24 protein-coding genes and 1 tRNA gene are annotated in these 21,531 nt (G+C 72.3%); 16 read left to right on the top strand and 9 right to left on the bottom strand.

Annotated elements, in window-relative coordinates; translation table 11 throughout:
- Nucleotides 1-63: 63 nt before the first annotated feature.
- Genes ASF35_RS14890 through ASF35_RS14880 form a run of 3 tightly spaced genes read left to right on the top strand, consistent with a single transcriptional unit; the run spans nt 64 to nt 2,887 of the window.
- The gene (locus tag ASF35_RS14890; protein ID WP_055969102.1) at nt 64-1,434 is read left to right on the top strand and encodes a hemolysin family protein; all 1,371 of its coding nucleotides are present in this window, start codon (nt 64-66) and stop codon (nt 1,432-1,434) included.
- Nucleotides 1,427-2,470 carry a hemolysin family protein gene (locus ASF35_RS14885; protein ID WP_055969099.1) on the top strand — a complete coding sequence of 348 codons (1,044 nt, stop codon included), beginning with the start codon at nt 1,427-1,429 and terminating at the stop codon, nt 2,468-2,470. Before ASF35_RS14890 ends, ASF35_RS14885 begins: the two co-directional genes overlap by 8 nt.
- Before the next feature lie 3 nt (nt 2,471-2,473).
- Nucleotides 2,474-2,887 carry a VOC family protein gene (locus tag ASF35_RS14880; protein ID WP_055969096.1) on the top strand — a complete coding sequence of 138 codons (414 nt, stop codon included), beginning with the start codon at nt 2,474-2,476 and terminating at the stop codon, nt 2,885-2,887.
- A 52-nt stretch (nt 2,888-2,939) separates the two neighbouring features.
- On the opposite strand, the gene ASF35_RS14875 is transcribed toward ASF35_RS14880, so the two are convergent.
- Nucleotides 2,940-3,530, bottom strand: a complete 591-nt coding sequence (locus ASF35_RS14875; protein WP_055969093.1) for a 5-formyltetrahydrofolate cyclo-ligase — start codon at nt 3,528-3,530, stop codon at nt 2,940-2,942.
- A gap of 47 nt (nt 3,531-3,577) precedes the next feature.
- Here ASF35_RS14875 and ASF35_RS14870 point away from each other — a divergent pair, with 47 nt between their 5' ends.
- The 7 genes from ASF35_RS14870 (at nt 3,578) to ASF35_RS14840 (ending at nt 9,047) form a co-directional block, all read left to right on the top strand.
- The gene (locus ASF35_RS14870; protein ID WP_055970259.1) at nt 3,578-4,918 is read left to right on the top strand and encodes a UTP--glucose-1-phosphate uridylyltransferase; all 1,341 of its coding nucleotides are present in this window, start codon (nt 3,578-3,580) and stop codon (nt 4,916-4,918) included.
- A gap of 5 nt (nt 4,919-4,923) precedes the next feature.
- Nucleotides 4,924-6,246, top strand: a complete 1,323-nt coding sequence (gene glp, locus ASF35_RS14865) for a gephyrin-like molybdotransferase Glp (RefSeq protein ID WP_082495541.1) — start codon at nt 4,924-4,926, stop codon at nt 6,244-6,246.
- Between the two features lie 82 nt (nt 6,247-6,328).
- The gene (gene moaC, locus ASF35_RS14860; RefSeq protein WP_056580971.1) at nt 6,329-6,757 is read left to right on the top strand and encodes a cyclic pyranopterin monophosphate synthase MoaC; all 429 of its coding nucleotides are present in this window, start codon (nt 6,329-6,331) and stop codon (nt 6,755-6,757) included.
- Nucleotides 6,754-7,284: a molybdenum cofactor biosynthesis protein B gene (locus tag ASF35_RS14855; RefSeq protein ID WP_055969087.1), complete on the top strand. Its 531-nt coding sequence runs from the start codon at nt 6,754-6,756 to the stop codon at nt 7,282-7,284. The genes moaC and ASF35_RS14855 overlap by 4 nt, the downstream gene beginning before the upstream one ends.
- Before the next feature lie 10 nt (nt 7,285-7,294).
- Nucleotides 7,295-7,906 carry a GNAT family N-acetyltransferase gene (locus ASF35_RS14850; RefSeq protein WP_055969084.1) on the top strand — a complete coding sequence of 204 codons (612 nt, stop codon included), beginning with the start codon at nt 7,295-7,297 and terminating at the stop codon, nt 7,904-7,906.
- Between the two features lie 79 nt (nt 7,907-7,985).
- Complete coding sequence (locus ASF35_RS14845; protein WP_055969081.1) at nt 7,986-8,912, top strand: hypothetical protein; 927 nt, start codon at nt 7,986-7,988, stop codon at nt 8,910-8,912.
- Nucleotides 8,913-8,974: 62 nt separating this feature from the next.
- A tRNA-Ala gene (locus ASF35_RS14840) sits at nt 8,975-9,047 on the top strand.
- 171 nt (nt 9,048-9,218) lie between these two features.
- Here the strand turns inward: ASF35_RS14840 and ASF35_RS14835 are convergent.
- From ASF35_RS14835 to ASF35_RS14820, 4 genes are all read right to left on the bottom strand, one after another.
- Entirely contained in the window at nt 9,219-9,566 is a 348-nt protein-coding gene (locus tag ASF35_RS14835; RefSeq protein WP_055969078.1) for a TraR/DksA C4-type zinc finger protein, read from the bottom strand.
- Complete coding sequence (locus tag ASF35_RS14830; RefSeq protein WP_055969075.1) at nt 9,563-10,693, bottom strand: glutamate--cysteine ligase; 1,131 nt, start codon at nt 10,691-10,693, stop codon at nt 9,563-9,565. Before ASF35_RS14830 ends, ASF35_RS14835 begins: the two co-directional genes overlap by 4 nt.
- 148 nt (nt 10,694-10,841) lie before the next feature.
- Complete coding sequence (gene ligD / locus ASF35_RS14825; protein WP_055969072.1) at nt 10,842-11,783, bottom strand: non-homologous end-joining DNA ligase; 942 nt, start codon at nt 11,781-11,783, stop codon at nt 10,842-10,844.
- A 73-nt stretch (nt 11,784-11,856) separates the two neighbouring features.
- Complete coding sequence (locus ASF35_RS14820) at nt 11,857-12,462, bottom strand: cysteine hydrolase family protein (protein WP_055969069.1); 606 nt, start codon at nt 12,460-12,462, stop codon at nt 11,857-11,859.
- A 91-nt stretch (nt 12,463-12,553) separates the two neighbouring features.
- Between ASF35_RS14820 and ASF35_RS14815 the strand changes: the two genes are divergently transcribed.
- Nucleotides 12,554-14,059: an FAD-dependent oxidoreductase gene (locus ASF35_RS14815; RefSeq protein WP_055969066.1), complete on the top strand. Its 1,506-nt coding sequence runs from the start codon at nt 12,554-12,556 to the stop codon at nt 14,057-14,059.
- 2 nt (nt 14,060-14,061) lie between these two features.
- Here ASF35_RS14815 and ASF35_RS14810 read toward each other — a convergent pair whose 3' ends face one another.
- On the bottom strand, nt 14,062-14,403 hold the full coding sequence (locus tag ASF35_RS14810; protein WP_055969063.1) for a hypothetical protein: 342 nt from the start codon (nt 14,401-14,403) through the stop codon (nt 14,062-14,064).
- 57 nt (nt 14,404-14,460) lie between these two features.
- The gene (locus ASF35_RS14805; protein WP_055969061.1) at nt 14,461-15,060 is read right to left on the bottom strand and encodes a TetR/AcrR family transcriptional regulator; all 600 of its coding nucleotides are present in this window, start codon (nt 15,058-15,060) and stop codon (nt 14,461-14,463) included.
- Between the two features lie 65 nt (nt 15,061-15,125).
- Between ASF35_RS14805 and ASF35_RS14800 the strand changes: the two genes are divergently transcribed.
- Nucleotides 15,126-15,695 carry a dihydrofolate reductase family protein gene (locus tag ASF35_RS14800; RefSeq protein ID WP_055969059.1) on the top strand — a complete coding sequence of 190 codons (570 nt, stop codon included), beginning with the start codon at nt 15,126-15,128 and terminating at the stop codon, nt 15,693-15,695.
- A 6-nt stretch (nt 15,696-15,701) separates the two neighbouring features.
- Here ASF35_RS14800 and ASF35_RS14795 read toward each other — a convergent pair whose 3' ends face one another.
- Together ASF35_RS14795 and ASF35_RS18480 are read right to left on the bottom strand one after the other, a co-directional pair.
- Nucleotides 15,702-16,718, bottom strand: coding sequence for a DUF4349 domain-containing protein (locus ASF35_RS14795; RefSeq protein WP_055969056.1), 1,017 nt, complete (start codon nt 16,716-16,718; stop codon nt 15,702-15,704).
- On the bottom strand, nt 16,715-17,293 hold the full coding sequence (locus ASF35_RS18480; protein WP_055970254.1) for an RNA polymerase sigma factor: 579 nt from the start codon (nt 17,291-17,293) through the stop codon (nt 16,715-16,717). The genes ASF35_RS14795 and ASF35_RS18480 overlap by 4 nt, the downstream gene beginning before the upstream one ends.
- Nucleotides 17,294-17,799: 506 nt before the next feature.
- Between ASF35_RS18480 and ASF35_RS14785 the strand changes: the two genes are divergently transcribed.
- The 4 genes from ASF35_RS14785 to ASF35_RS14770 all read left to right on the top strand — a co-directional run bounded on the left by ASF35_RS14785 (nt 17,800) and on the right by ASF35_RS14770 (nt 21,529).
- On the top strand, nt 17,800-18,003 hold the full coding sequence (locus tag ASF35_RS14785) for a Flp family type IVb pilin (RefSeq protein WP_055969052.1): 204 nt from the start codon (nt 17,800-17,802) through the stop codon (nt 18,001-18,003).
- Nucleotides 18,004-18,270: 267 nt separating this feature from the next.
- Entirely contained in the window at nt 18,271-18,948 is a 678-nt protein-coding gene (locus ASF35_RS14780; protein WP_156368055.1) for a Flp pilus assembly protein CpaB, read from the top strand.
- Nucleotides 18,945-20,141 carry a P-loop NTPase gene (locus ASF35_RS14775; RefSeq protein ID WP_055969046.1) on the top strand — a complete coding sequence of 399 codons (1,197 nt, stop codon included), beginning with the start codon at nt 18,945-18,947 and terminating at the stop codon, nt 20,139-20,141. The genes ASF35_RS14780 and ASF35_RS14775 overlap by 4 nt, the downstream gene beginning before the upstream one ends.
- A 2-nt stretch (nt 20,142-20,143) precedes the next feature.
- A complete protein-coding gene (locus tag ASF35_RS14770; protein ID WP_055970252.1) occupies nt 20,144-21,529 on the top strand; it encodes a CpaF family protein in 1,386 nt (461 codons plus the stop codon).
- Nucleotides 21,530-21,531 lie beyond the last annotated feature (2 nt).

Below are 21,531 nucleotides of genomic sequence, written 5' to 3'. Positions count from 1 at the left end.
CTGACGGGCAAAGGGTACAGTTCAGTGCATCGTGACCGACCCCGACTCAGCCGGAATGACCGCATGACCGAGCTTCTGCTGCTGGGCCTCTCGTTCCTGCTGATGCTCGCCTGCGGCGTGTTCGTGGCCGCGGAGTTCTCGTTCGTCACCGTCGACCGGGCCACGGTCGAGCGCGACGCGGAGCAGGGCGACGCCGGAGCGGTCGGCACCCTCAAGGCGCTGCGTTCGCTCTCGACCCAGCTGAGCAGCGCACAGCTGGGCATCACGATCACGAACCTCGCGATCGGCTTCCTCGCCGAGCCCGCGATCGGTCGGCTCGTCCGGGAGCCGCTGGAGGACCTCGGCGTCACCGGTGGGGCCCAGAGCGCGGTCTCGTACGCGATCGCCCTGTTCGTCAGCACCGTCGTGACGATGCTCGTGGGCGAGCTGATCCCCAAGAACCTGGCGCTCGCGCTCCCGCAGCGCACCGCGGCCGTGACCCAGCTGCCGCAGCGGCTGTTCACCACGGTCATGGCCTGGCCCATCCGGTTCCTCAACGGCACCGCCAACCGCACGCTCCGTGCGCTCGGCGTCGAGCCGCAGGAGGAGCTGAGGTCGGCCCGCTCGCCGCTCGAGCTGCGCTCGCTCGTGCTCCGGTCGGCGCGCGAGGGTGCGATCGACGACGAGACCGCCGACCTGGTGGCGCGCAGCATCGCCTTCGGCGACCGCACCGCCGCCGACGTGCGCACCCCACGCGTCCGGGTGCACTTCCTGGAGGCGCGCGACACCGCCCTCGACGTGATCGAGGCCGCCCGGCAGACGGGTCACTCCCGCTTCCCCGTCACGGGGCGCTCGCCCGACGACGTGATCGGGATCGTCCACGTGAAGCAGGCGGTGGGCGTCGACCCCGACCGCCGCAGGAGCGTGCGTCTGTCCGACCTCGCCGGCCCCGTCACGACCGTCCCCGACAGCCTCGAGCTCGACCCGCTCCTGGTGCTCCTACGGGAGCAGGGCATGCAGATGGCGGTCGTCGTCGACGAGTTCGGCGGCACCGACGGCATCGTCACGCTGGAGGACCTGGTCGAGGAGATCGTCGGCGAGGTGCTCGACGAGCACGACCGGCTGTCGTCGCCCAGCCGCCACCGCCAGGACGGCACGTGGTCCCTGTCGGGCCTGCTGCGGCCTGACGAGGTGCTCGAGCAGACCGGCGTGGCGCTACCCGAGAGCGAGGACTACGAGACCGTCGCCGGCCTCATGCACGCCGAGCTCGGCCGGCTCGGCGTCCGGGGCGATGTGGTCCGGCTCGAGGTCGACCCCACGCCCGACGACGACGAGGACGACCCGGAGCCGCTGCCCGTCTCGCTCACCATCGACCGGATGGACGGGCGCCGCATCGACCGGGTCACGTTGACGATCGAGGGGCCCGCCGACGGCGAGGAGGCCGACCATGGGTGACTGGTTCGGCATCGGCCTGACCGTCGTGCTGCTGGCGCTCAACGCCCTGTTCGTGGCGGCGGAGTTCGCCCTCATCTCGGTGCGGCGCACCCAGCTGGAGCCGTTGGCCCAGGCCGGCTCGCGCAGCGCCAAGCTCGCCCTGAAGGCCATGGAGAACGTCACGCTCGCCATGGCGGCCGCCCAGCTGGGCATCACCATCTGCTCGCTCGGGCTCGGCGCCATCAGCGAGCCGGCGCTCGCCCACCTGATGGAGCCGGCGTTCGAGGCCGCGAACGTCCCCGACGGCCTGGTGCACCCCATCTCGTTCGTCATCGCGCTGTCGATCATCGTCTTCCTGCACGTCGTCTTCGGCGAGATGGTGCCCAAGAACCTCGCGCTCGTGAAGCCCGACCGCGCCTCGCTCGTTCTCGGTCCGTTCATGCTGGTGGTCATCGCGATCCTCAAGCCGCTGGTCGTCTCGCTCAACGGCATCGCGAACCTCTCGGTCCGCCTGCTCGGCGTGCAGCCGGTCGACGAGGTGGCGTCCACCTACACCCACGACGAGGTGGCCGGGCTCGTCGAGGAGTCCCGTCGCGAGGGGCTGCTCGACGACGACGAGTACGGCCTCGTGCAGGGCGCGCTGGAGTTCCACGACGGTCGGGTCGACCAGGTGCTGCTGCCGCGCGAGAGCCTCATGACCATCGCGCCGTCCGCCACCCCGGTCGACGTCGAGCAGGCGTGCGCGAGCACCGGCTTCTCCCGCTTCCCGGTCACCGACGCCGGCGGCGACCTCACCGGGTACCTGCACATCAAGGACGTGCTGGAGACCGACGAGACCGCCCGGAACGAGCCGATCGCCGACAAGTGGCTGCGACCGCTGTCCACGGTGGGCGTGGGGTCGGGGCTCTACGAGGCGCTGCGCGTGATGCAGGCCAAGGGCTCGCACATGGCACGGGTGGCCGACGAGTCGGGCGCCGTGCTGGGCGTGATCATGCTCGAGGACGTGCTGGAGGAGCTCGTCGGCGAGATCCGCGATGCCGAGCGCCTCGAGGTCTGACCCGTGGATCCCCGTCTCAGCTTCGTGACCCTGGCCGTGCCCGACCTCGACGCGGTGCGCCGCTTCTACGTCGACGGCCTCGGCTGGCCCGTCGAGCTGGAGGCGGACGACGAGGTGATCATGATCCGCGTGGCCGACAAGGTCGTGCTGTCGCTGTGGTCCGAGGCCGGCTTCGAGGCCGAGGTCGGCCCGATCCGCCGCGGCGAGGGCGTCGCACCGATCACGCTGGCGCACAACGTCGGCACGCCCGAGGAGGTCGACGCCGTGCTGGCGGCCGCCCGCGAGGCCGGTGCCGTCCACGTGGCGGCGGGGGAGCACCGCGAGTGGGGCGGGTACTCGGGCTACTTCGCCGATCCCGCCGGCTTCCGCTGGGAGGTCGCGCACAACCCGGGACCGATCGGGCAGGCCGTGCTCTGAGCCGAGTCCTGCTCAGCACGCGCTGCTCGGTGCTTGCGCTCGGGCTCGGGTGTCACGGGACCCGGAAGACCCCGTTCTCGGTGACGACCACGTCGACCGGCACGTCGTGGTCCTCGTGCGGCACCTCCGGCACCAGCTCGTCGGCGTGCACGAGCGCGACCAGGAGGGGGCGCCGCGTCCCGGACAGCGACGCGAGCGCGCGGTCGTAGTACCCGGCGCCGCGCCCCAGACGTCGTCCGTGGTGGTCGGCGGCGAGGGCCGGGAGGACGACCACGTCGACCCCGTCGAGCGCTCCTTCGCCGACGGCAGGGCCCACCGGCTCGTCGACCCCGAGCCGTGACCTGCGGGTGGCCGCCGTCGGGTCGTGCTCGACCCAGGCGAGCGTCCCGTCGTCGTGGGTGACGGGCAGCAGGACGGTGGACCCGCGTGCGACGAGACCGTCGAGGAGGACCGCGGTCCCGGGCTCGTCGGCCATGGAACGGTAGGCCGCCACGCGGCCGGCGCGGGCGATCGACGGCAACGCCAGCAGGTGCGCGGCGAGCGCCTCCGCGACGACCGCCCGCTGGTCGGGGGTCCGACGACGGCGCGACTCCAGCAACGGGCGGCGCGCGGCATGCTTCGCCTCTGCGATCGACCGGCCCATGTGACTAGCCTAGGCGGGTGGACGGACTGGAGCTGGCGCGCACGAAGATGGAACGGGCCGACGTGGCCGCACCGGCGATCGAGGTCTTCAGCGACTTCTACCGCCAGCTCGAGGGAGGGGCGACGGGGCTCGTGCGTGAAGCCGACGTCGACCCGCTCTTCGACGTCGACCGCGCCGCCGACGTCGAGTCCGACGCGCAGGCCCAGCGCGACGCCGCCGCCGTCACGGCGGTCATCAAGCTCAACGGCGGGCTCGGCACGTCGATGGGCATGGACCGTGCCAAGACGCTGCTGCCCGTGCGGGCCGACCTCACCTTCCTCGACGTCATCGCCCGGCAGGTCCAGCAGGTGCGCCGCGACCACGACGTGTCCCTCCCGCTGCTGTTCATGCACAGCTTCCGGACCCGCGACGACTCCCTCGCGGCGCTTGCGGCGCACGAGGGGCTCGAGGTCGACGGGCTGCCGCTGGACTTCCTGCAGAACCGTGAGCCCAAGCTGCGCGCCGACGACCTCACCCCGGTCACCTGGGACGCGGACCCCTCGCTCGAGTGGTGCCCGCCCGGGCACGGCGACCTGTACACGGCGCTGCTGGTCTCCGGCGTCCTGGAGCGCCTGGTCGACGCCGGGTACCGCTACGCCACCGTCTCCAACGCCGACAACCTCGGTGCGGCGCCCGACCCGGCGATGATGGCGTGGTTCGCCTCCACCGGTGCGCCCTACGCCGCCGAGGTGTGCCGGCGCACCCCCGCCGACGTCAAGGGCGGCCACCTCGTGGTCCGCCGGTCCGACGGCCGGCTGGTGCTGCGCGAGACGGCGCAGACGGCCGACGAGGACGCCGAGCGGGCCGCCGACCTGACGGTGCACCCGTTCTTCCACACCAACAACCTCTGGTTCGACCTGCCGCGCCTGCTCGAGACGCTCCGCTCGAGCAACGGCGTGCTGGGGCTGCCGCTGATCCGCAACGAGAAGACCGTCGACCCCACCGATCCCACCTCGCCGAAGGTCGTGCAGATCGAGTCGGCGATGGGCGCGGCCGTGGAGGTCTTCGACGGGGCCACGGCCATCGAGGTCGACCGGTCGCGCTTCCTGCCGGTCAAGACCACCAACGACCTCATGCTGCTGCGCTCGGACGTGTACGGCCTCGGCGACGACGCCCGCCTCCGGGCCACGGTCGACCCGCGCCCGCTCGTGGACCTCGACCGCCGGTTCTTCACGACGATCGCCGACTTCGACGCCCGGGTGCCGCACGTCCCGTCGCTGTCGGGAGCGTCGTCGTTGACGGTGCGTGGCGACTGGCGGTTCGAGCGCGACGTGGTCGTGGTCGGTGACGCCCGGCTCGACGACGAGGGCACGGCCCGCAGCGTTCCGGCGGGCACCCGGTTAGGCTGACGCGCATGTCGTCCGACGTGGGGAACGAGGCCGGTCAGCAGACCGGCGACGCCGCTCCCGTCCGTGGACCCCGCCCTCGGGTGCGTCCGCAGAGCGTGCCCGACGGGTTCCTGACGGTCGAGGACCACCTCGAGCAGATCCTGCGCGGCATCGGACCGCTCGAGCCGTACGACCAGCCGGTGGTCGAGTCGCTCGGCCTGCCGCTGCACGCCGACGTGCGCGCCCCGATCTCCCTGCCGCGCTTCGACAACTCCGCGATGGACGGCTACGCCCTGCGTGCCGAGGACCTCGCCGAGGCCGGCACGGCCCAGCCGGTCGAGCTCCCCGTGGTGGGTGACATCCACGCCGGGACCGCTCGTCCGTTCGCCATCTCCCCGGGCACCGCTGTCAAGATCATGACGGGTGCCCCGGTGCCGCGTGGCGCCGACACCGTGGTCCCGTTCGAGGACACCGACCGCGGGAACGCCCGCGTGCGGTTCACGTCGGCCCCCCGCGTCGGCGCCAACGTGCGTCGTGCCGGCGACGACGTGCGCGAGGGCGACCTCGTGCTGCCGGCCGGCACCGTGGTCGGTCCGCGTGAGGCCGGACTCCTGGCGTCGCTGGGTCTCGGTCGTGTGGCCGCACGCCCGCGGCCCCGCGTGGTGGTGCTGTCCACGGGCAACGAGCTGCGCGAGCCCGGCGCCCACCTCGACTACGACTCGATCTTCGACGGCAACAGCTACATGCTGGCCGCAGCGGTGCGCGCGGCCGGCGCGATCGCCTACCGCGTCGGCGCCGTGGGCGACGACCCCCGCACGTTCCGTCGCACGCTGTCGGACCAGCTGGTGCGCGCCGACCTCGTGGTCACGAGCGGTGGCATCAGCGAGGGCGAGAAGGACGTCGTCAAGGAGACCCTCTCCGCCCTCGGCACCGTCTCGTTCCCCAAGGTCGCGATGCAGCCCGGCAAGCCGCAGGGCTTCGGCACGATCTTCGACGAGCAGACGCCGATCATCACGCTGCCCGGCAACCCCGTCTCGGCCTACGTGTCGTTCGAGGTGTTCGTGCTGCCCGCGATCCGCCGCCTCATGGGCCTCACGCCGTACCGGCGGCCCATGGTGCACGCGGTCCTCACGCAGGACGTGGTGTCGTCCCCGGGTCGGCGCCAGTACGTGCGTGGCGTCTTCGAGGTCACGCACCGCGGGGCGAAGGTGACGCCGCTCGGCGGCCACGGGTCGCACCTGCTCGGGTCGCTGGCGCACGCGAACGCGCTCATCGTGGTGGGGGAGGACGAGACGGCGCTCAACCTCGGCGACACCGTGCGCACCCTCGTGCTCGACAGGCCGTTCTAGCGTGTCCGAGGCAGGACCCGGGCCGCGGGCGGACGATGGACGCGCGCAGCTCACGCACGTGGACGAGACGGGCGCTGCGCGCATGGTGGACGTCGGCGACAAGGACGTCACGCGGCGCACCGCGACCGCGGAGGGTCGCGTCGAGGTCTCGTCCGAGGTCGTGGCGCTGCTGCGCGGGGAGGGCGTGCCGAAGGGTGACGCGCTCGGCGTCGCGCGGGTCGCGGGGATCATGGCGGCCAAGCGGACCCCCGACCTCGTGCCGCTCTGCCACCCGTTGGCCATCAGCGGCGTCGACGTGTCCCTCACCGTCGTCGACGACGCCGTCGAGATCAGTGCCAGCGTGCGCACGACCGATCGCACGGGCGTGGAGATGGAGGCGCTGACCGCCGTCACGGTCGCGGCCCTCACGGTCGTCGACATGGTGAAGGCCGTCGACAAGCACGCGCGCATCACCGACGTCGAGGTCGTGGCCAAGTCCGGCGGCCGCAGCGGCGACTGGAGCACGTCGTGACCTCGGTCCCCGAGCCTGTCGAGGGGCGCCGTGCCGCGGTCGTCGTCGCCTCCAACCGCGCGTCCGCCGGGGTCTACGAGGACCAGACGGGTCCGATGCTCGTGGAGGCGCTACGCGCCTGGGGCTTCGACACCGACGACGCCGCCGTGGTGCCCGACGGCGAGCCCGTGGCCGACGCGATCTCGGTCGCGCTGGCGGCCGGCGCGGCGGTCGTCCTCACCACCGGAGGCACCGGCATCAGCCCCACCGACCGGACCCCCGACGTCACCCGACCCCTGCTCGACCGCGAGCTCCCCGGCCTCGCCGAGGCCCTGAGGGCGGCCGGCGTCGCCAAGGGCGTCCCCACGGCCGTGCTGTCGCGTGGCCTCGCCGGCGTTGCAGGGAGCACCCTCGTCGTGAACCTGCCCGGGTCCCGTGGAGGCGTCAAGGACGCGATCGAGGTCCTGGCCCCCGTGGTCGGGCACGCGGTCGACCAGCTCGCGGGCGTCGACCACGGCGGTCCCGACCACCCGCAGGCCCACACGTGAGGGTCCGGACGTGAAGGGGTGGCCGGTCGAGCTGTCGCACGGCGACGTGGGCGTCCGGCCGCTCAAGCGGTCCGACGCGGGCGCGTGGGCGCGACTGAGGCGCGCCGACGTGGCGTGGCTGGCGCCGTGGGAGGCCACCCTCCCGCCCGGAGGAGGCTCGGCGCCGATGTCCTACCGGGCCATGATCGGCGCTCAGCGCCGTCGGGCCCGTCAGGGCAAGGCCATGCCGTTCGCCGTGACCTGGAAGGGCGAGATGGTCGGCCAGGTCACCGTCAACGGCATCGCGTGGGCGTCGGCGCGCTGGGGCAGCATCGGGTACTGGATCTCGCGGCGGCACGCGGGCCACGGCATCACGCCGGTGGCGGTGGCGCTCGTGGCCGACCACCTGCTCGACACCGTGGGTCTGCACCGCGTCGAGATCTCGGTGCGACCCGAGAACAGCGCGAGCCTGCGGGTCGTGGAGAAGCTCGGGCTCGACGAGGTGGGGCTCGCTCGGGAGTACCTGCACATCGACGGCGCGTGGCGTGACCACCGGATCTTCCAGGCGCTGGCCGACGACCGCCCGGGGCGCCTCCTGGCCCGCGTGACGGGCGCGGACGACGCCCGCGAGCCGGTCACCTGAGTCACACCCGTCACAATCTTCACGCGACACACGGTGTGACCTGCGCCGATTCGTTCGGCGTCCGCCCTACCGTTGCGGCGTGGGTGCCAATGGACTGATCGTCGCGTTCGTCGTCGCTGTGTGGGCGGCGTACTTCGTGCCGCTCGTCCTGCGACGGTACGACGAGGCCAGCTCCTCGGAGTCCCTCGAGTCGTTGAGCCCCCTGAGTCGGGTCGTCTCCAGGCGGCGCGAGGCCGCACAGCCCGAGGAGGTCGATCCCGTGGGCGAGATCGTCGACGAACCCGTCGTCCCGGCCGAGTCGGCCCAGCCCGTCGCCCCGCAGCCCGCTTCCTCCGCGCCGACGCGTCGGGCCGCGATCGTGGCCGCCCGCCGTCGCCGTCGCACGCTGCTGACCCTGCTCACGTCGCTGGTCCTCGTCGGCGGTCTGGCCGCCTTCTCGGTGGTCTCCCCGGTCTGGGTCGGTCTGCCCGCCCTTCTGGTCGTCGCCTGGCTCGTGGCCTGCCGCGTGCAGGTGCGCGCCGAGCGTGGCATCAGCAGCCCCCGCCGTGAGCGCGCCTCCCTCGCCTCGCGGCTGCCCTCCCTCAAGCGTGCAGCCCAGTCGGCGGCGTCCGACGTCGCCACGCGCTCGTCGCGTCGCGCCACTCCCGAGCGCACCGTCGACGACGAGCACACGATCGTCGTCTCCGGCCAGTTCGAGGACGTCGAGCCCGACCGCAAGCACGTCATGCAGCGCACGGAGCTCCCGGCCGACGCGCTGGAGGAGAAGCTGCAGATCGCGGTGCCGTCGGTGTCCACGTCGGGCACCCCGTTGTGGGACCCGCTCCCGGTCACGCTGCCCACCTACGTGACCAAGCCGCGGGTCGGCCGCACGGTCCGCACCATCGACTTCGACGCTCCGGGCACCTGGACGTCGGGCCACGTCGAGGGCGAGGACGTCGAGCTGCCGGGTGGCCGGACGGCCGGCGAGACGGTCGCCGAGCAGCCGCGGCGGGCGTCCGGCCAGTAGGTCCCGGTGCTCGCCGGGTCGGTGCGGAAGCGCCCGGCCCTGGTGCTAACCTGGATCGTCCTGGGGCATTGGCGCAGTTGGTAGCGCGCTTCGTTCGCATCGAAGAGGTCAGGAGTTCGAATCTCCTATGCTCCACTCGAACGAGAGAAGGCCCCCAGTCCTCGGACTGGGGGCCTTCTTCGTGTCGGCGGGGGCCTTCTCTCGTTCGAATAGGGTCTGGTGATTCGGGGAGGAGCGAGCTCTGCGAGCGACGGAGTCTCCTATGCTCCACGCTCGGGGCCCCGTCCCGCGCTGCGAACGGCAGCGCTATCCCCGACGCCCAGACCTGGCGCAGGTCAGGCAGGTGGTCGCGTGGGGATAGGCCTCCTGCCGCGCTCGCTCGACCGGACCGCCGCAGGACTCGCAGGTGGCGTACGTGCCGCCCTCCAGCTGCTGGAGGACGCGCTCCACCTGGGTGAGGAGCTCGCGGTCCCGCGCCTCGGCGAGGACGTCGAGCTCGGTCGCCACGTTGACGTTCGCGTGGTCGACCGAATCGCCACACTCCGGACCGGTGCGGCGGTGCTCGCGGAGGCGTGCGGCCAGGTCGTCCTGCTCGAGGAGCATCCGGGCGCGAAGCTCGTCCAGGTCGGCGGGTGTCCAGGTCGTCTCGCTCATGCCGAGGACGTACCCGACTCCGACGTCTCGACGCGTGCAGTCGCCAGCGACTGGCGCGTCCTCTCGACGACGTGGTCGGCCCACCGCTGGGGATCTCCGGCTGCGACCCGTCGTGCGCGGCCTGCCGCCCCTCCGTCCGCCAGGAGCGCGTCGACGTGTGACCGGACCAGGGTGCGGTCGCCCGCCGCCCCGAGCGCGTCGTCGACGGCATCCAGCAGGGCCTCCACCGCCTCGGCAGCGGGGACGGGTGTCCCGTCGACAGGGTGGATGAGCCGACCGGTGACCCCGTCGCGCTGCGCGAGCCAGCGCGCCGTCCGCAGGCGGGCGACGGACCACCCTGGGAGGTCGGGGACCTCCGCGACGGTCGTCACGAGCGAGCGGACCAGACCCGCGAAGGCAACGGCGTCGTCCACGTCGAGCTGCACGTCCATGACCCGGACCTCCACGGTCGGGGTCGCCCGCCCGACCCGGGCGTCGAGGTAGACCATGCCGTCGTCGATCGCCACGCCCGACGCCACGGCGGCCTCCACCTCACGGCGGTAGGTCGCCAGGTCGCCGAACGGCTCCGTGGGCCCTGCCGTCGGCCAGCGGTCCCACTGTCGGGCGCGCCACGACGCGAAGCCGGTATCGGCGCCCTCGCTGAAGGGGGAACCGGCCGACAACGCGGTCACGACGGGCAGCCACGGACCGAGGCGGTCGATCACCCGGACCGCCTCCTCGTCGTCCTCGACGTCGACGTGGACGTGCATCCCGCAGACCGCGACCGCCGGGAAGAGGTCGCGATGCCGGTCGGCCATCCACCGGTAGCGCTCGTGGGGCGTCACGTGCTGCGGGCGGCCCACCACGGGGGTGGGAGAGGGAAGCAGCGCGGCGCCCACGGCCTGCGCGTCCGCCGCAGCGCGCAACCTGGCCTCGACGACGTGGGCGCGCAGGGTCGCGAGGTCCTGGGCCGGATCGGTCGTCGTCTCGACCTGCTCCAGGAACAGCTCCTGCGTCACGTCCTGCGGTGCGCCCTCGTCCCGGTCGTCGTCGACCTCCTGCACGTCCTCGGACCGGGGCACCGGCCTGGCGGTGCGTGGGTCGACGAGGTACATCTCCTCCTCCACGCCGATGCTGCGAATCGTCATCCGTGGTGCTCCTTCGTCGGGCCATCGGGACCGGTCGGCGTGGGTGCGGGCCCGCCCACGATGCCGGACCCGTGCCCAGGCGGGTACCCGCGCCGGCGCGTGCGAAGCGCCTGACGCACGATCGTCGCGTGCGGGCCGGCCGGCTCGTTCAGGCGTCGGGGTCGTCGTCGACGTCGACCCCGTCGCGGTCCGCCCACTCCAGGAGCGGGGCGAGGTCGAAGACGGCGTCGTCGATCCCGGCGTGCAGGTCGCCGAGCCGGGCGAAGCGGGGCGGCACGGTCTCGAGGGTGAAGTCGCGCGGATCGACGTCCGGCACCTCGTCCCAGGTGATCGGGGTCGAGACCCGCCCGTCGGGCACGCCGCGCACCGAGTACGCCGCGGCGATCGTGTGGTCTCGGGCGTTCTGGTTGTAGTCGATGAACACCTGCGACGGGTCACGGTCCTTGCGCCACCAGGTCGTGGTGGCCTCGTCCGTGCGCCGCTCCACCTCCCGCGCGAAGGCCAGGGCCGCACGTCGGACGTCGGTGAAGCCGTGCTCGGGCGGGATCCGGACGTACACGTGCAGACCGGAACCTCCCGACGTCTTCGGGAAGCCGACGGCACCCAGCTCGTCGAGGACCTCGCGCGCCACGGCTGCGACCCGCTGCACCGTGGCGAAGTCGCACGCGGGGCCGGGGTCCAGGTCGATCCGCCACTCGTCGGGCTTCTCGGGGTCGTCGCGGCGGCTGTTCCAGGGGTGGAACTCGACGGTGGACATCTGCACGGCCCACACCACGGCGGCGAGCTCGGTGACGCACAGCTCGTCCGCGGTCCGGTCGTAGCGCGGGAAGGTCAGGCGCACCGTCTCCAGCCACGGTGGTGCACCCCTCGGGACGCGCTTCTGGTGCACCTTGTCGCCCGCGAGGCCCTTGGGGAAGCGGTGCAGCATGCACGGTCGCTCGAACAGCGCGTTGACGATGCCGTCGCCGACGGCGAGGTAGTACTCGACGAGGTCGAGCTTGGTCCATCCTCGTTCGGGGAAGTAGACGCGGTCGGGGTTGGAGACGCGCACGAGCCGGTCGTCGACCTCGACCTCGACCGCGTCCGCCACGAACCCAGACTGTCATCGGGTGGGGCGGGGTGCCAGGTGAGGCGGGTGCGCAAGCGCCGACGCCGGCCCGCGCTCACCCGTGTGGCCAGCCGTCGGCGGGATCCGCGACGGGCTGCCGGTACTCGTCCGCCAGCCAGCGGATCGCCTCGGTGTGCGCATGGGCGTCGTCGGAGGCGACCGCCTCGCCCGCCAGGACGACGGACAGGTCGTGGGCGTACGCGCTGGCAGCCGTCATGGCCACACAGGCCTGGGTCGAGACGCCGGCGACCACGAGATGGTCGATGCCGTGTCCCCGCAGCAACGCGGCCAGCCCGGTGCCGAGGAAGGCGTCGTCCCGTCGCTTGAGGACGGTGGTCATCTCCAGGTCCGCGAGCTCGGACACCCGTGACGCGCCCGGCGTCCCCGCCAGCGCGACCGGCTGCCCGTCCTCGCGCATGTTGAGGGCCCAGGCCTCGGGGTCCTCGGGCAGCTCGGTCCGCACCTCGATGACCGGGGCGCCTGCAGCCTCGGCCAGGTCGACCCAGCGTCGCACCGCCCGCAGGAGTGCGGGCCTTCGCTCGCGCATGCCCGGGGCGTCGAGAAAGTCCTCCTGAAGGTCGATGAGCACCAGTGCGCTGCGGTGCCGATCTGCCTCGGTCGTCGTGCGGTCGTCCAGGGAGGGCGCAGTCGTCTCGTCCACGTCACACCCCGTACCCAGAGCGGCGGGGCGCATGCCCGTGCAAGGTCCGGGTACTCGTCGGTCGACGGTGTCCGTCGACGAAGGAGCACGCATGACCGCCCGAAGCCTCTGGGAGATCGAGCGCCCCAGCCACGTCCCGCAGTTCCGACCCGCGCCCGGGTCGGCGTACGACGACGTGGTGCTGGGTGGCGGAGTGGTGGGCCTGTCCGTGGCCACCGAGCTGGCCCACCGCGGACGGCGGGTCGTGGTCGTCGAGGCTCGTCCCGTCATCGGCGGCGGGACGTCGGGACGCTCCACCGGCAAGCTGAGCCTGCTCCAGGGCACGCGGTTGTCGACGATCGAGCGTCACCACGGCACCAGCGCGTCTGCCGCGTACGTGCAGACCTGCCAAGAGGCTCTCGCGTGGATCGAGCAGGTGCTGGAGCGCTGGGAGGTGCCGTTCCAGCGGAGGCCGGCCGTGAGCTGGGCCGCGCACGAGCGCGAGATCAAGGCCACGCGTGCCGAGGACGCGGCTGCGCGACGCGCCGGGCTGGCCACGCGCTGGCAACGCGCCGTCCCGGGCGGTCTTCCGGGGTACGGCGCCGTGGTGCTCGAGGACCAGCTGCAGGTCGACCCCCTGGCCTACACCGCCGCGCTGGCCCAGGAAGCCGTCGACGCCGGGGTCGACGTGCAGGTCGGCCGACGTGCCAGGTCGGTCGGAGGCGGTGAGCGGCCCGTCGTGACCCTGGACGACGGCACCGAGCTCGTCGCCGAGCAGGTGGTCGTCGCGACCGGTCTGCCCGTGCTCGACCGGAGCGCAGCGTTCGCCACGACGAAGCCGCACCGCTCCTACATCGTCGCGTTCGAGAGCGACCAGGAGCTCGAGCCGATGGCGGTCTCCGTCGGCTCGCCGTCGTGGACGGTGCGCGGTGCGACGGACGCCGACGGACGTCCGCTCGTCCTGGTCGGTGGGCACGGTCACGCGGTCGGTCGATCCATGCCGGCCGGACGGCACGTGGAGGCACTGCGGGGCTGGGCCGGGGAGCACCTGGACGTCGGACGTGAGGTCGCGGCGTGGTCGGCGCAGGACTACCAGACGCCCGACGAGGTGCCGATCGTCGGACGGACGCGCGGGTCGTCGCGGGTCCACGTGATCACCGGGTTCGGCGGGTGGGGCCTGGTGGCAGGCGTGGGTGCGGCGCGCCGCCTCGCCCGAGCGGTCGCAGAAGGGGACGAGGTTCCGGTCGTGCCTCCGCGCCGGCTCCTGGGCGCTCGCGCCGCAGCAGCGGTCCTCGGATGGAACTCCGAGGTCGGCGCGCACATGACGTCCGGCTGGTTGGGCGCCCTCGGTCGGGCGCCGGTCACGCCCGGTGAGACGCAGGGCGTGGTCACGCGAGGTCGACCGCCCGTCGCCACGTCCGTCGTGGACGGCTGCACCCGGTCGGTCTCCGCCGTGTGCCCGCACCTCGGCGGCATCGTCCGCTGGAACGACGTCGAGGGCTCGTGGGACTGCCCGCTCCACGGGTCACGCTTCGAGGCCGACGGCCGACTCATCGAGGGACCCGCCACGCGTGGTCTCGCCCCGGTCCGCCCGGACGCCGACGAGTCGACGACCTGAGATCAACGGGTGTCGTGGGGCGGGCCGTCCCGCTCCTGGAGGTCCCGCCGGTCCGCGGTCCTGGCCTTGAGGATCGTCACCACCCTCGAGAGACCTGCGGCGAAGATCGCCACGGGCAGCACGGCGTATGCCCAGGGTCGGGGGAGCACGTCCCGGTCCACCAGCACGAGGACGACCACCACGGCGACCACCACGAGCGTGATCGCCGCGATCGTCCACCGCCACCAGCCCTCACCGGTCCCGCTGCCCCCACGCCGCGCAGGCGGGTTGTACCAAGGCCGCTTCATGCTGCCGCTCCAGTCGTCCGGCTCTCGCCCGTCGTCGCTCACACTGTCGTCGCTCACGGTCGCCTCCTCGTCGCGGTTCGTACCAGAGGTACCCGCGACGGTCCCGGCCACGCGTCAGGCGGGTAGGGGACCGGGCCGGTCGGACGGCACGAGTCGTTCGACGGTCTCGGCCACGTAGGCGTCGAGCTCGGCGTCGTCGACGAGGCCGGGGAGGGTGAGCGCATCGACCACCAGCCAGTTGAGGGCCTGGTAGAGCAGACGCACGGTGACGGCGTCGCCCGGCATGTGCCACTGCTCGTGGGTGCTGATGTTGCTCAGCAGGTCGGCCCGTACGCGATCGGTCAGCACGTCGCGGACGCCTTCGCGCCGGGTGGCCTCGAGCCGAAGCTCGAGCAGGGCGAGGAAGCCGGTGCGGTAGTCCACGATCCGGCGCACGGTGTCGACCATCAGCCGGACCAGCAGGTCGCGGTCGCGGGGAGCGTCGGCGGGCACCACCACCTGGCTCGCGCCGTCGAGGAGCCGCTCGTAGACGCGCTCCCCGGCCTGGGTGAGCAGGTCGTCGCGGTTGCGGAAGTAGTTCGACGCCGTCCCGGCCGGAGCGTCGGCGCCGGCGTCGACCGCTCGGAACGTCAGGCCACGTGCTCCCTCGGCAGCGAGCGTCTGGATCGCGGCGTCGAGGAGCGCAGCCCGTCGAGCCGGGTTGGATCGTGCCACGTGAGACCACTCCAGTCATAGTGCTACCGTTGAACCACTACGAACAGAGTACTCAGGGGGACCCCATGCGGAAGCTCGTCTACTACGTCGGCACGTCGCTCGACGGCTACATCGCCGGACCGGAGCACGAGGTCGACTTCTTCGCCCTCTCGGAGAAGATGCTCACCTGGATCTGCGAGCAGTACCCCGAGACCCTGCCGCACGCGTTCCGCGAGTCGCTGGGGCTCGCCGACGCGCCGAACCAGCACTTCGACACGCTGCTGATGGGACTCGGGACCTATCGGCCGGCCCTGGACGTGGGCATCACCCGGCCCTACCCGCACCTGCGCGAGGTCGTGGTCTCCTCGACGCTCGAGGCGCCCGATCCCGGCCTCGAGGTCGTCCGCGGCGACGTCGTCGAGCGGGTCCGGGCGCTGAAGTCGCAGGACGGGCAGGACATCTGGCTGTGCGGGGGCGGGCGGCTCGCCGGGAGCCTGCTGCCGGAGATCGACGAGATCGTGCTCAAGCGGTACCCGGTCGTGGCCGGGTCCGGGCGGCCCGTGGTCGACGGCCCCTTCCGGCCGGCGGCGTTCCGCCCCACTGACTCGGTCGCGTTCGACGACGGGGCTCTGGTCACCTGGTTCGAACGGGCCTGACAGCGGTCAACGCCTGCGGCGCAGCCAGCCGACCAGGCGCCAGAGCAGCCACCCCAGCAGCGCGACGCCGAGCCAGGGGAGCACGGCCCCGAGCGCCTCGACGCCGGCGTTGACGACGGCGACCAACGCGTTCCAGCCCGACTGCAGGCCGCCGACGAAGCCGCCGGGGTCGACCGACTCGGCGCCGTCGCGGGTGACGAGCTCGACCGACAGGGTCGAGAGGTCGACCTGGTCGCGCACCGCGCGCCGCTGGGCCTGGAGCGACTCCAGGTCCGCCTGGCGCTCCGACAGCGCCCGTTCGACGGCCAGCAGCGCCTCTGCGTCGTCCGCGTCGGTGAGGATCTCGAGCAGACGATCGACCGACGTGGTGAGGCTGCGGATGCGGGCGTCGAGATCGGCCACGCGGTCGGTCACGTCCTCGCGCGCGACGTCGAGCCCGGTGACGGTGCCGTAGGTGCGCAGCTGCGCCACCGTGCGGTCGACGGCGTCGGCCGGGACCCGCACCACGAGGGACGCCGACGTCACCCGCCCGCGCGTGCCGGACTCGTCGCTCGTGTACTCGGCCCGCTGGTCGATGCGTCCTCCGGCTCGATCGACCCAGGCAGCCAGGGCGTCCGCCACCTCCGCCGGCGCCGAGACACGCACGGTGGCGCTGCCGGTCGTGATGACCTGGCGCTCGGACTGCTCGACGTCGGGCAGCTCCTGTGCCGTGGCTTCGTCGGTGTCCACCTCGGTGCGGAGGCCTCCCGCGGCGTCCTCGGGCTGCTGGGGTGCAGCGGCGACGTCGGCGCTGCTGTCGGCGCCGGCCGCTTCACCCCCGTCGTCGGGTGCGACGAGGAGGCTGGTCCCGAGGCCGCCGATGACGACGACCACGCACGCGGCGGCCGCGCCCCCCACCACGCGCCGGGCGCGACGGCCGCGACGCGTCACGTCGGCGTCCACCTGGTGCATCACGCCCTGGCGCATCCGGCTGATCCGCTCGTCGCCGAGGCCGTCCAGCTCCTCGTTCCCACGTCCGGTCATGACGTCTCCCTCATCGCGCGCAGGTCGGCGCGGAGCCGGCCGCGCAGTCGGTGCAGGCGGTTGCGGACCACGGCGTGGGTCACGCCGAGCTCACGCGCCGCCTGCTCGTAGCTGTGGTCACCGTCGATGCACAGGGCGTACAGCCGCTGGTCCAGCTCGCCGAGGGCCGCGACCGCGGCGTCGATCTCGACCCGAGCCAGCTCGGCCTCCACCGTCGACTCGACGTCGTCCCCGGCGGGGAGGTCCTCGTCGAGCTCCGCAGTGCGGCGTCGCGCCGCCTTGCGGGCCGCGTTCAGGGCCACCTGCCGGGCGGTCACGAGCAGCCACGGCAGCACGGAACCGTCCACCAGCCGGATCGTGCGCGAGCGACGCCACGCGACCACGAAGGTCTCCTGGGTGGCGTCCTCGGCCGCGTCGGCGTCGCGCAGGACGCGGAAGGCCTGCCAGTAGACGGCCCGGACATGCCGGTCGTAGAGCTCGCCGAACGCGTCGCGGTCACCGGTGCTCGCCCGCTGGAGCAGGCCGCCGTCCGTGTCGGCGTCGTCGCCGGTCTCGGACGTGCGGGGCCTGCTCACGGGGGCCTCCTGGCGGGTGGTCACAACCGGTACGTGTCGATGGACGCCACATCGTCTCACCGTCGAGATCGGGGGGGGGTGCGGACATGGCGAAGGTCCCTGGCGGACCCTTCCGCGGTCCCGACAGGGTCGGATCGGCGGACCGACCGGACTAGTCCTTCGAGTCGCCGAGGGTCGACCGGCCGTGGGTGATGGCGGGCGGGCGCAGAAGGTGTCGCGCCGCCGTCGTTCGGCGAGGGGTCCGGCGCGCCGTCGAAAAACACTGGAAAATGAGGAAACGCACCGGCTCGGACCACGCCATGTCGTGCGTGTGGTGCGGTGGTGCCCCATCGAACCGGAGTGCTTCACACGGTTTCGTCCATAGTTCGTTGTGACCAGGAAAAGATGGCCCGTAACTTCCAGGACGGCCCGGGACTTTAGGCCTTACCTTCTTCTCAGGGAGCGCCACCAACAGGGGTGGCGGAGCAGCCGGTCACCGGCGGCTCACCATTCTGAGGGAGAACACCATGCACGCATTCAGCACCGTCCTCGCCTTCGTCGCCGGCCTCAAGGACCGCCGCGACGAGAAGGGCGCCACCGCCGTCGAGTACGGCCTGCTCGTGGCACTCATCGCCGCCGTCCTGATCGTCGTGATCGGGTTCCTGGGCGGCGACGTCCGTGACGCCTTCACCGGTGTCGAGACGGCCATCGACGGCCAGGCCGGCGGCTGATCGAGAACCTGGGACGGTGCCGCGAGCTCGGGCTCGCGGCACCGTCTGCTCGATCGTCACGAGCGGCCCTGAGGAACTGAGGCCTCAGCGTCGACTCTCGCCACCCACCGGAGAGGGAGCCCGGAGGGCGGCACAGCAAGCAACAGGGTGAGGGACGGTCCCGCGACGGGGTGCACAGGCATCTCGGGGCGTCCTGTCTGGCGTCCCCACCACCCCTCGCGGTCCGGGGTCATGGACCGTGCGCTTCACGAGAACAGGGAGATCTTCGTGAACAAGCAACTTCTGGCCATCGGTGCAGCCGTGCTGCTGGCCGTGCTCGGGTTCGCTGCCCTCTTCGCCTACGCGAAGGGTGCCGACGACCGGGCCTTCGAGGGGACCGAGCGCACCACGGTGCTGCGGGTCACCCAGGAGGTGGCGACCAAGACGCCGTCCTCCGAGCTGAGTGCGAGCGTCGAGTCCGTCGAGCTGCCCAAGGCAGCCGTCGTGCCCGGTGCCGTCACCGACCTGTCCGAGCTCGAGGGTCTGGTCACGCGTGGCGTGCTCGTGCCCGGGGACCAGCTGACCCCCGCCAAGTTCGCCGAGGCCGGCGACGTCAAGGGTGACGCCGCCGTGCCCAAGGGCATGCAGGAGCTGTCGATCCTGCTCGAGGGCCAGCGGATCGTCGGTGGGGCCCTGGCGGCCGGCGACACGGTCGGCGTGGTCGCCAGCTACAGCGGGAGCAGCGCCATGGCGGTCGACGGCGTGCCGGTGCTCAAGGTCGACGCCGGGGTAGGCGACGGCCAGAGCACGGCCGGCGCCACCGTGACGGTCGCGGTCAAGACCGCCGACGTCACGAAGATCGTCAACGCCATGGAGTTCGGCAAGGTCTGGATCACCAAGCAGAACGAGGACACCGACACCGGTGGCGGTGGCGTCGTCACGTCCGACGAGGTGCTGGACCGATGAGCCTCGTCCTGATCGTCGGCGGCGACGACGAGCTCGCCGCCCGGGTGGAGGCCACCATCGGCCACCAGTGCGTGACGCTCGGTGCCGACGCGTTGCAGGGGGACTCCACGAGCTTCCTGCGCGGCCTCGACCCCACCGTCATCCCCGACGCCATGGTCCTCACGTCCGCGGTGCCGCTCGCTGCGTCGATGGCCCTGGCGCGCGAGGTCGCGGCCGTCCGGCCCGACGTCGACCTGGTGCTGGTCGCGGCGACCGAGAAGGAGATCATGCTCGAGGCGATGCGGTCGGGCATCCGCGACGTGGCTCCGAGCATCGACGACCCGAGCCTGCTGGCCGGACTGCGGGCGCGGCTCGACGCGCGCGCGCCGACGTCGTCGGGAGACCCGCTCAAGCTGGCCCCCAAGACCATGCCCGTCGACTTCCGGTCCCGCACCATGACGGTGCTGTCGCCGAAGGGCGGGGTGGGCAAGACCAGCATCTCGACGAACCTCGCGGTGTCGCTCGCGCAGCAGTCGCCGATGGAGGTCGTGCTGGTCGACCTGGACCTGCAGTTCGGCGACGTCTCGACGGTGCTGGACCTTCGCCCGTCGCACACGCTCGAGGACGCCTTCGGTCCCGGAGCGCACGACAGCCTGCTGCTCAAGACGTACCTGACGGTGCACGACGCCGGCTTCTTCGTCCTCTGCGGTGCCGAGAGCCCGGCCGCGAACGACCACGTCACGGCGGAGCAGGTGAGCGCGCTCGTGCGACAGCTGCAAGAGCAGTTCCGCTACGTGGTCCTGGACACGGCCGCCGGACTCGAGGAGGCGACCCTCGGAGCCCTCGAGGCGAGCGACGACGCGATCCTCGTCTCGACGATGGACATCGCCTGTCTGCGCAGCGTCCGCAAGGAGATCGAGCTGCTGGGCGAGCTGTCGCTGATGCCGCCGTCGCGCCACGTCGTGCTCAACTTCGCCGACAAGCAGTCGGGTCTGAAGGTCAAGGACGTGGAGGCGCTGCTCGGTGTGCCGGTCGACCTGGTGCTGCCGCGCGCCAAGGAGGTGCCGGTCGCGTCGAACAAGGGCGTGCCGCTCGTCGTCACCAGCAAGTCGAACCCGTTCGCCAAGGCGGTCAAGTCGCTGTCGAAGAAGATCTACGACCGTGCGCGCGCCACCGAGGGCAAGCAGGGCCACAAGCGGCTGGAGGTGGCGTGACCATGCGGCTGAGCGACCGCCTCGCGAGTGCGCGCGAGACCAGCACCTTCTCCTCGTCCGTGGTCGAGGAGGAGCTGGAGGAGGTCGAGGCCACCGGTGCTCTCGGTGACGCCTACGCGACCATGAAGGCCCGCGCGTCCGAGGCGCTGCTCGACCGGATCGGGGCGCGCATCAACGACCCGAGCCTGACCGAGGAGCAGCTGCACACCTTCGTGCGCGAGGAGCTCACCGCCGTCATCGAGGGTGACCAGCAGCTGCTGCTGAGCTCCGACGAGCGACGTCGGCTGGTCCGCGACGTCGAGGACGACGCGATCGGGCTCGGACCGCTGGAGCGCATGCTCGAGGACGAGTCCATCACCGAGATCATGGTCAACCGCTTCGACCAGGTGTACGTGGAGCGTCGCGGCCGGCTGACCCAGGTCGCCACCCGCTTCGCCTCCGAGGAGCACCTGCGTCGCGTGATCGAGCGCATCGTCAGCAAGGTCGGTCGGCGCATCGACGAGTCGTCGCCGCTCGTGGACGCGCGGCTCTCGGACGGGTCCCGCGTGAACGCCGTCATCCCGCCGCTGGCCGTCGACGGCTCGTCGCTGACGATCCGCAAGTTCAGCAAGGACCCGTTCACGGTCAGCGACCTCATCGGCTTCGGCAGCATGACCGAGCAGATGGCCCAGCTCCTGCACGCCTGCGTGCAGGCCAAGCTCAACATCCTGGTCAGCGGCGGCACCGGCACCGGCAAGACGACGCTGCTGAACGTCCTCAGCCGGTTCATCCCGGCGGGGGAGCGGATCGTCACGATCGAGGACGCCGTCGAGCTCAACCTCCAGCAGCCGCACGTGGTGCGCATGGAGGCGCGGCCGGCCAACATCGAGGGCAGCGGCGAGGTGACGATCCGTGACCTGGTGCGCAACTCGCTGCGCATGCGTCCGGACCGCATCGTCGTCGGCGAGTGTCGTGGCGGCGAGGCGCTCGACATGCTCCAGGCCATGAACACGGGCCACGACGGCTCCCTCTCCACGCTGCACGCCAACTCGCCCCGCGACGCCATGTCGCGGCTCGAGACGCTGGTGCTCATGGCGGGCATGGACCTGCCCCTGCGGGCGATCCGCGAGCAGGCCGCCAGCGCGGTCGACCTCATCGTGCAGATCCAACGACTGCGCGACGGGACGCGCCGCGTCGTGAACGTGACCGAGGTGCTCGGCATGGAGGGTGACACCGTCGTGCTGCAGGACGTGTTCACGTTCGACTTCGCCGCCGGGGTCGACGAGCACGGGAAGTTCCGAGGCCACGCCATCCCGACCGGGATCCGGCCACGGTTCAGCGAGCGCTTCGAGGACCACGGCATCGCGTTCGACCTGGAGAACCTGGTGCGTCAGGCGAGGGTGGGGTGACC

Source organism: Aeromicrobium sp. Leaf291, from assembly GCF_001423365.1.
GTDB lineage: Bacteria > Actinomycetota > Actinomycetes > Propionibacteriales > Nocardioidaceae > Aeromicrobium.
Note: the sequence above shows the minus strand (reverse complement) of the source record. Positions and strands in the feature narration are given on the sequence as shown.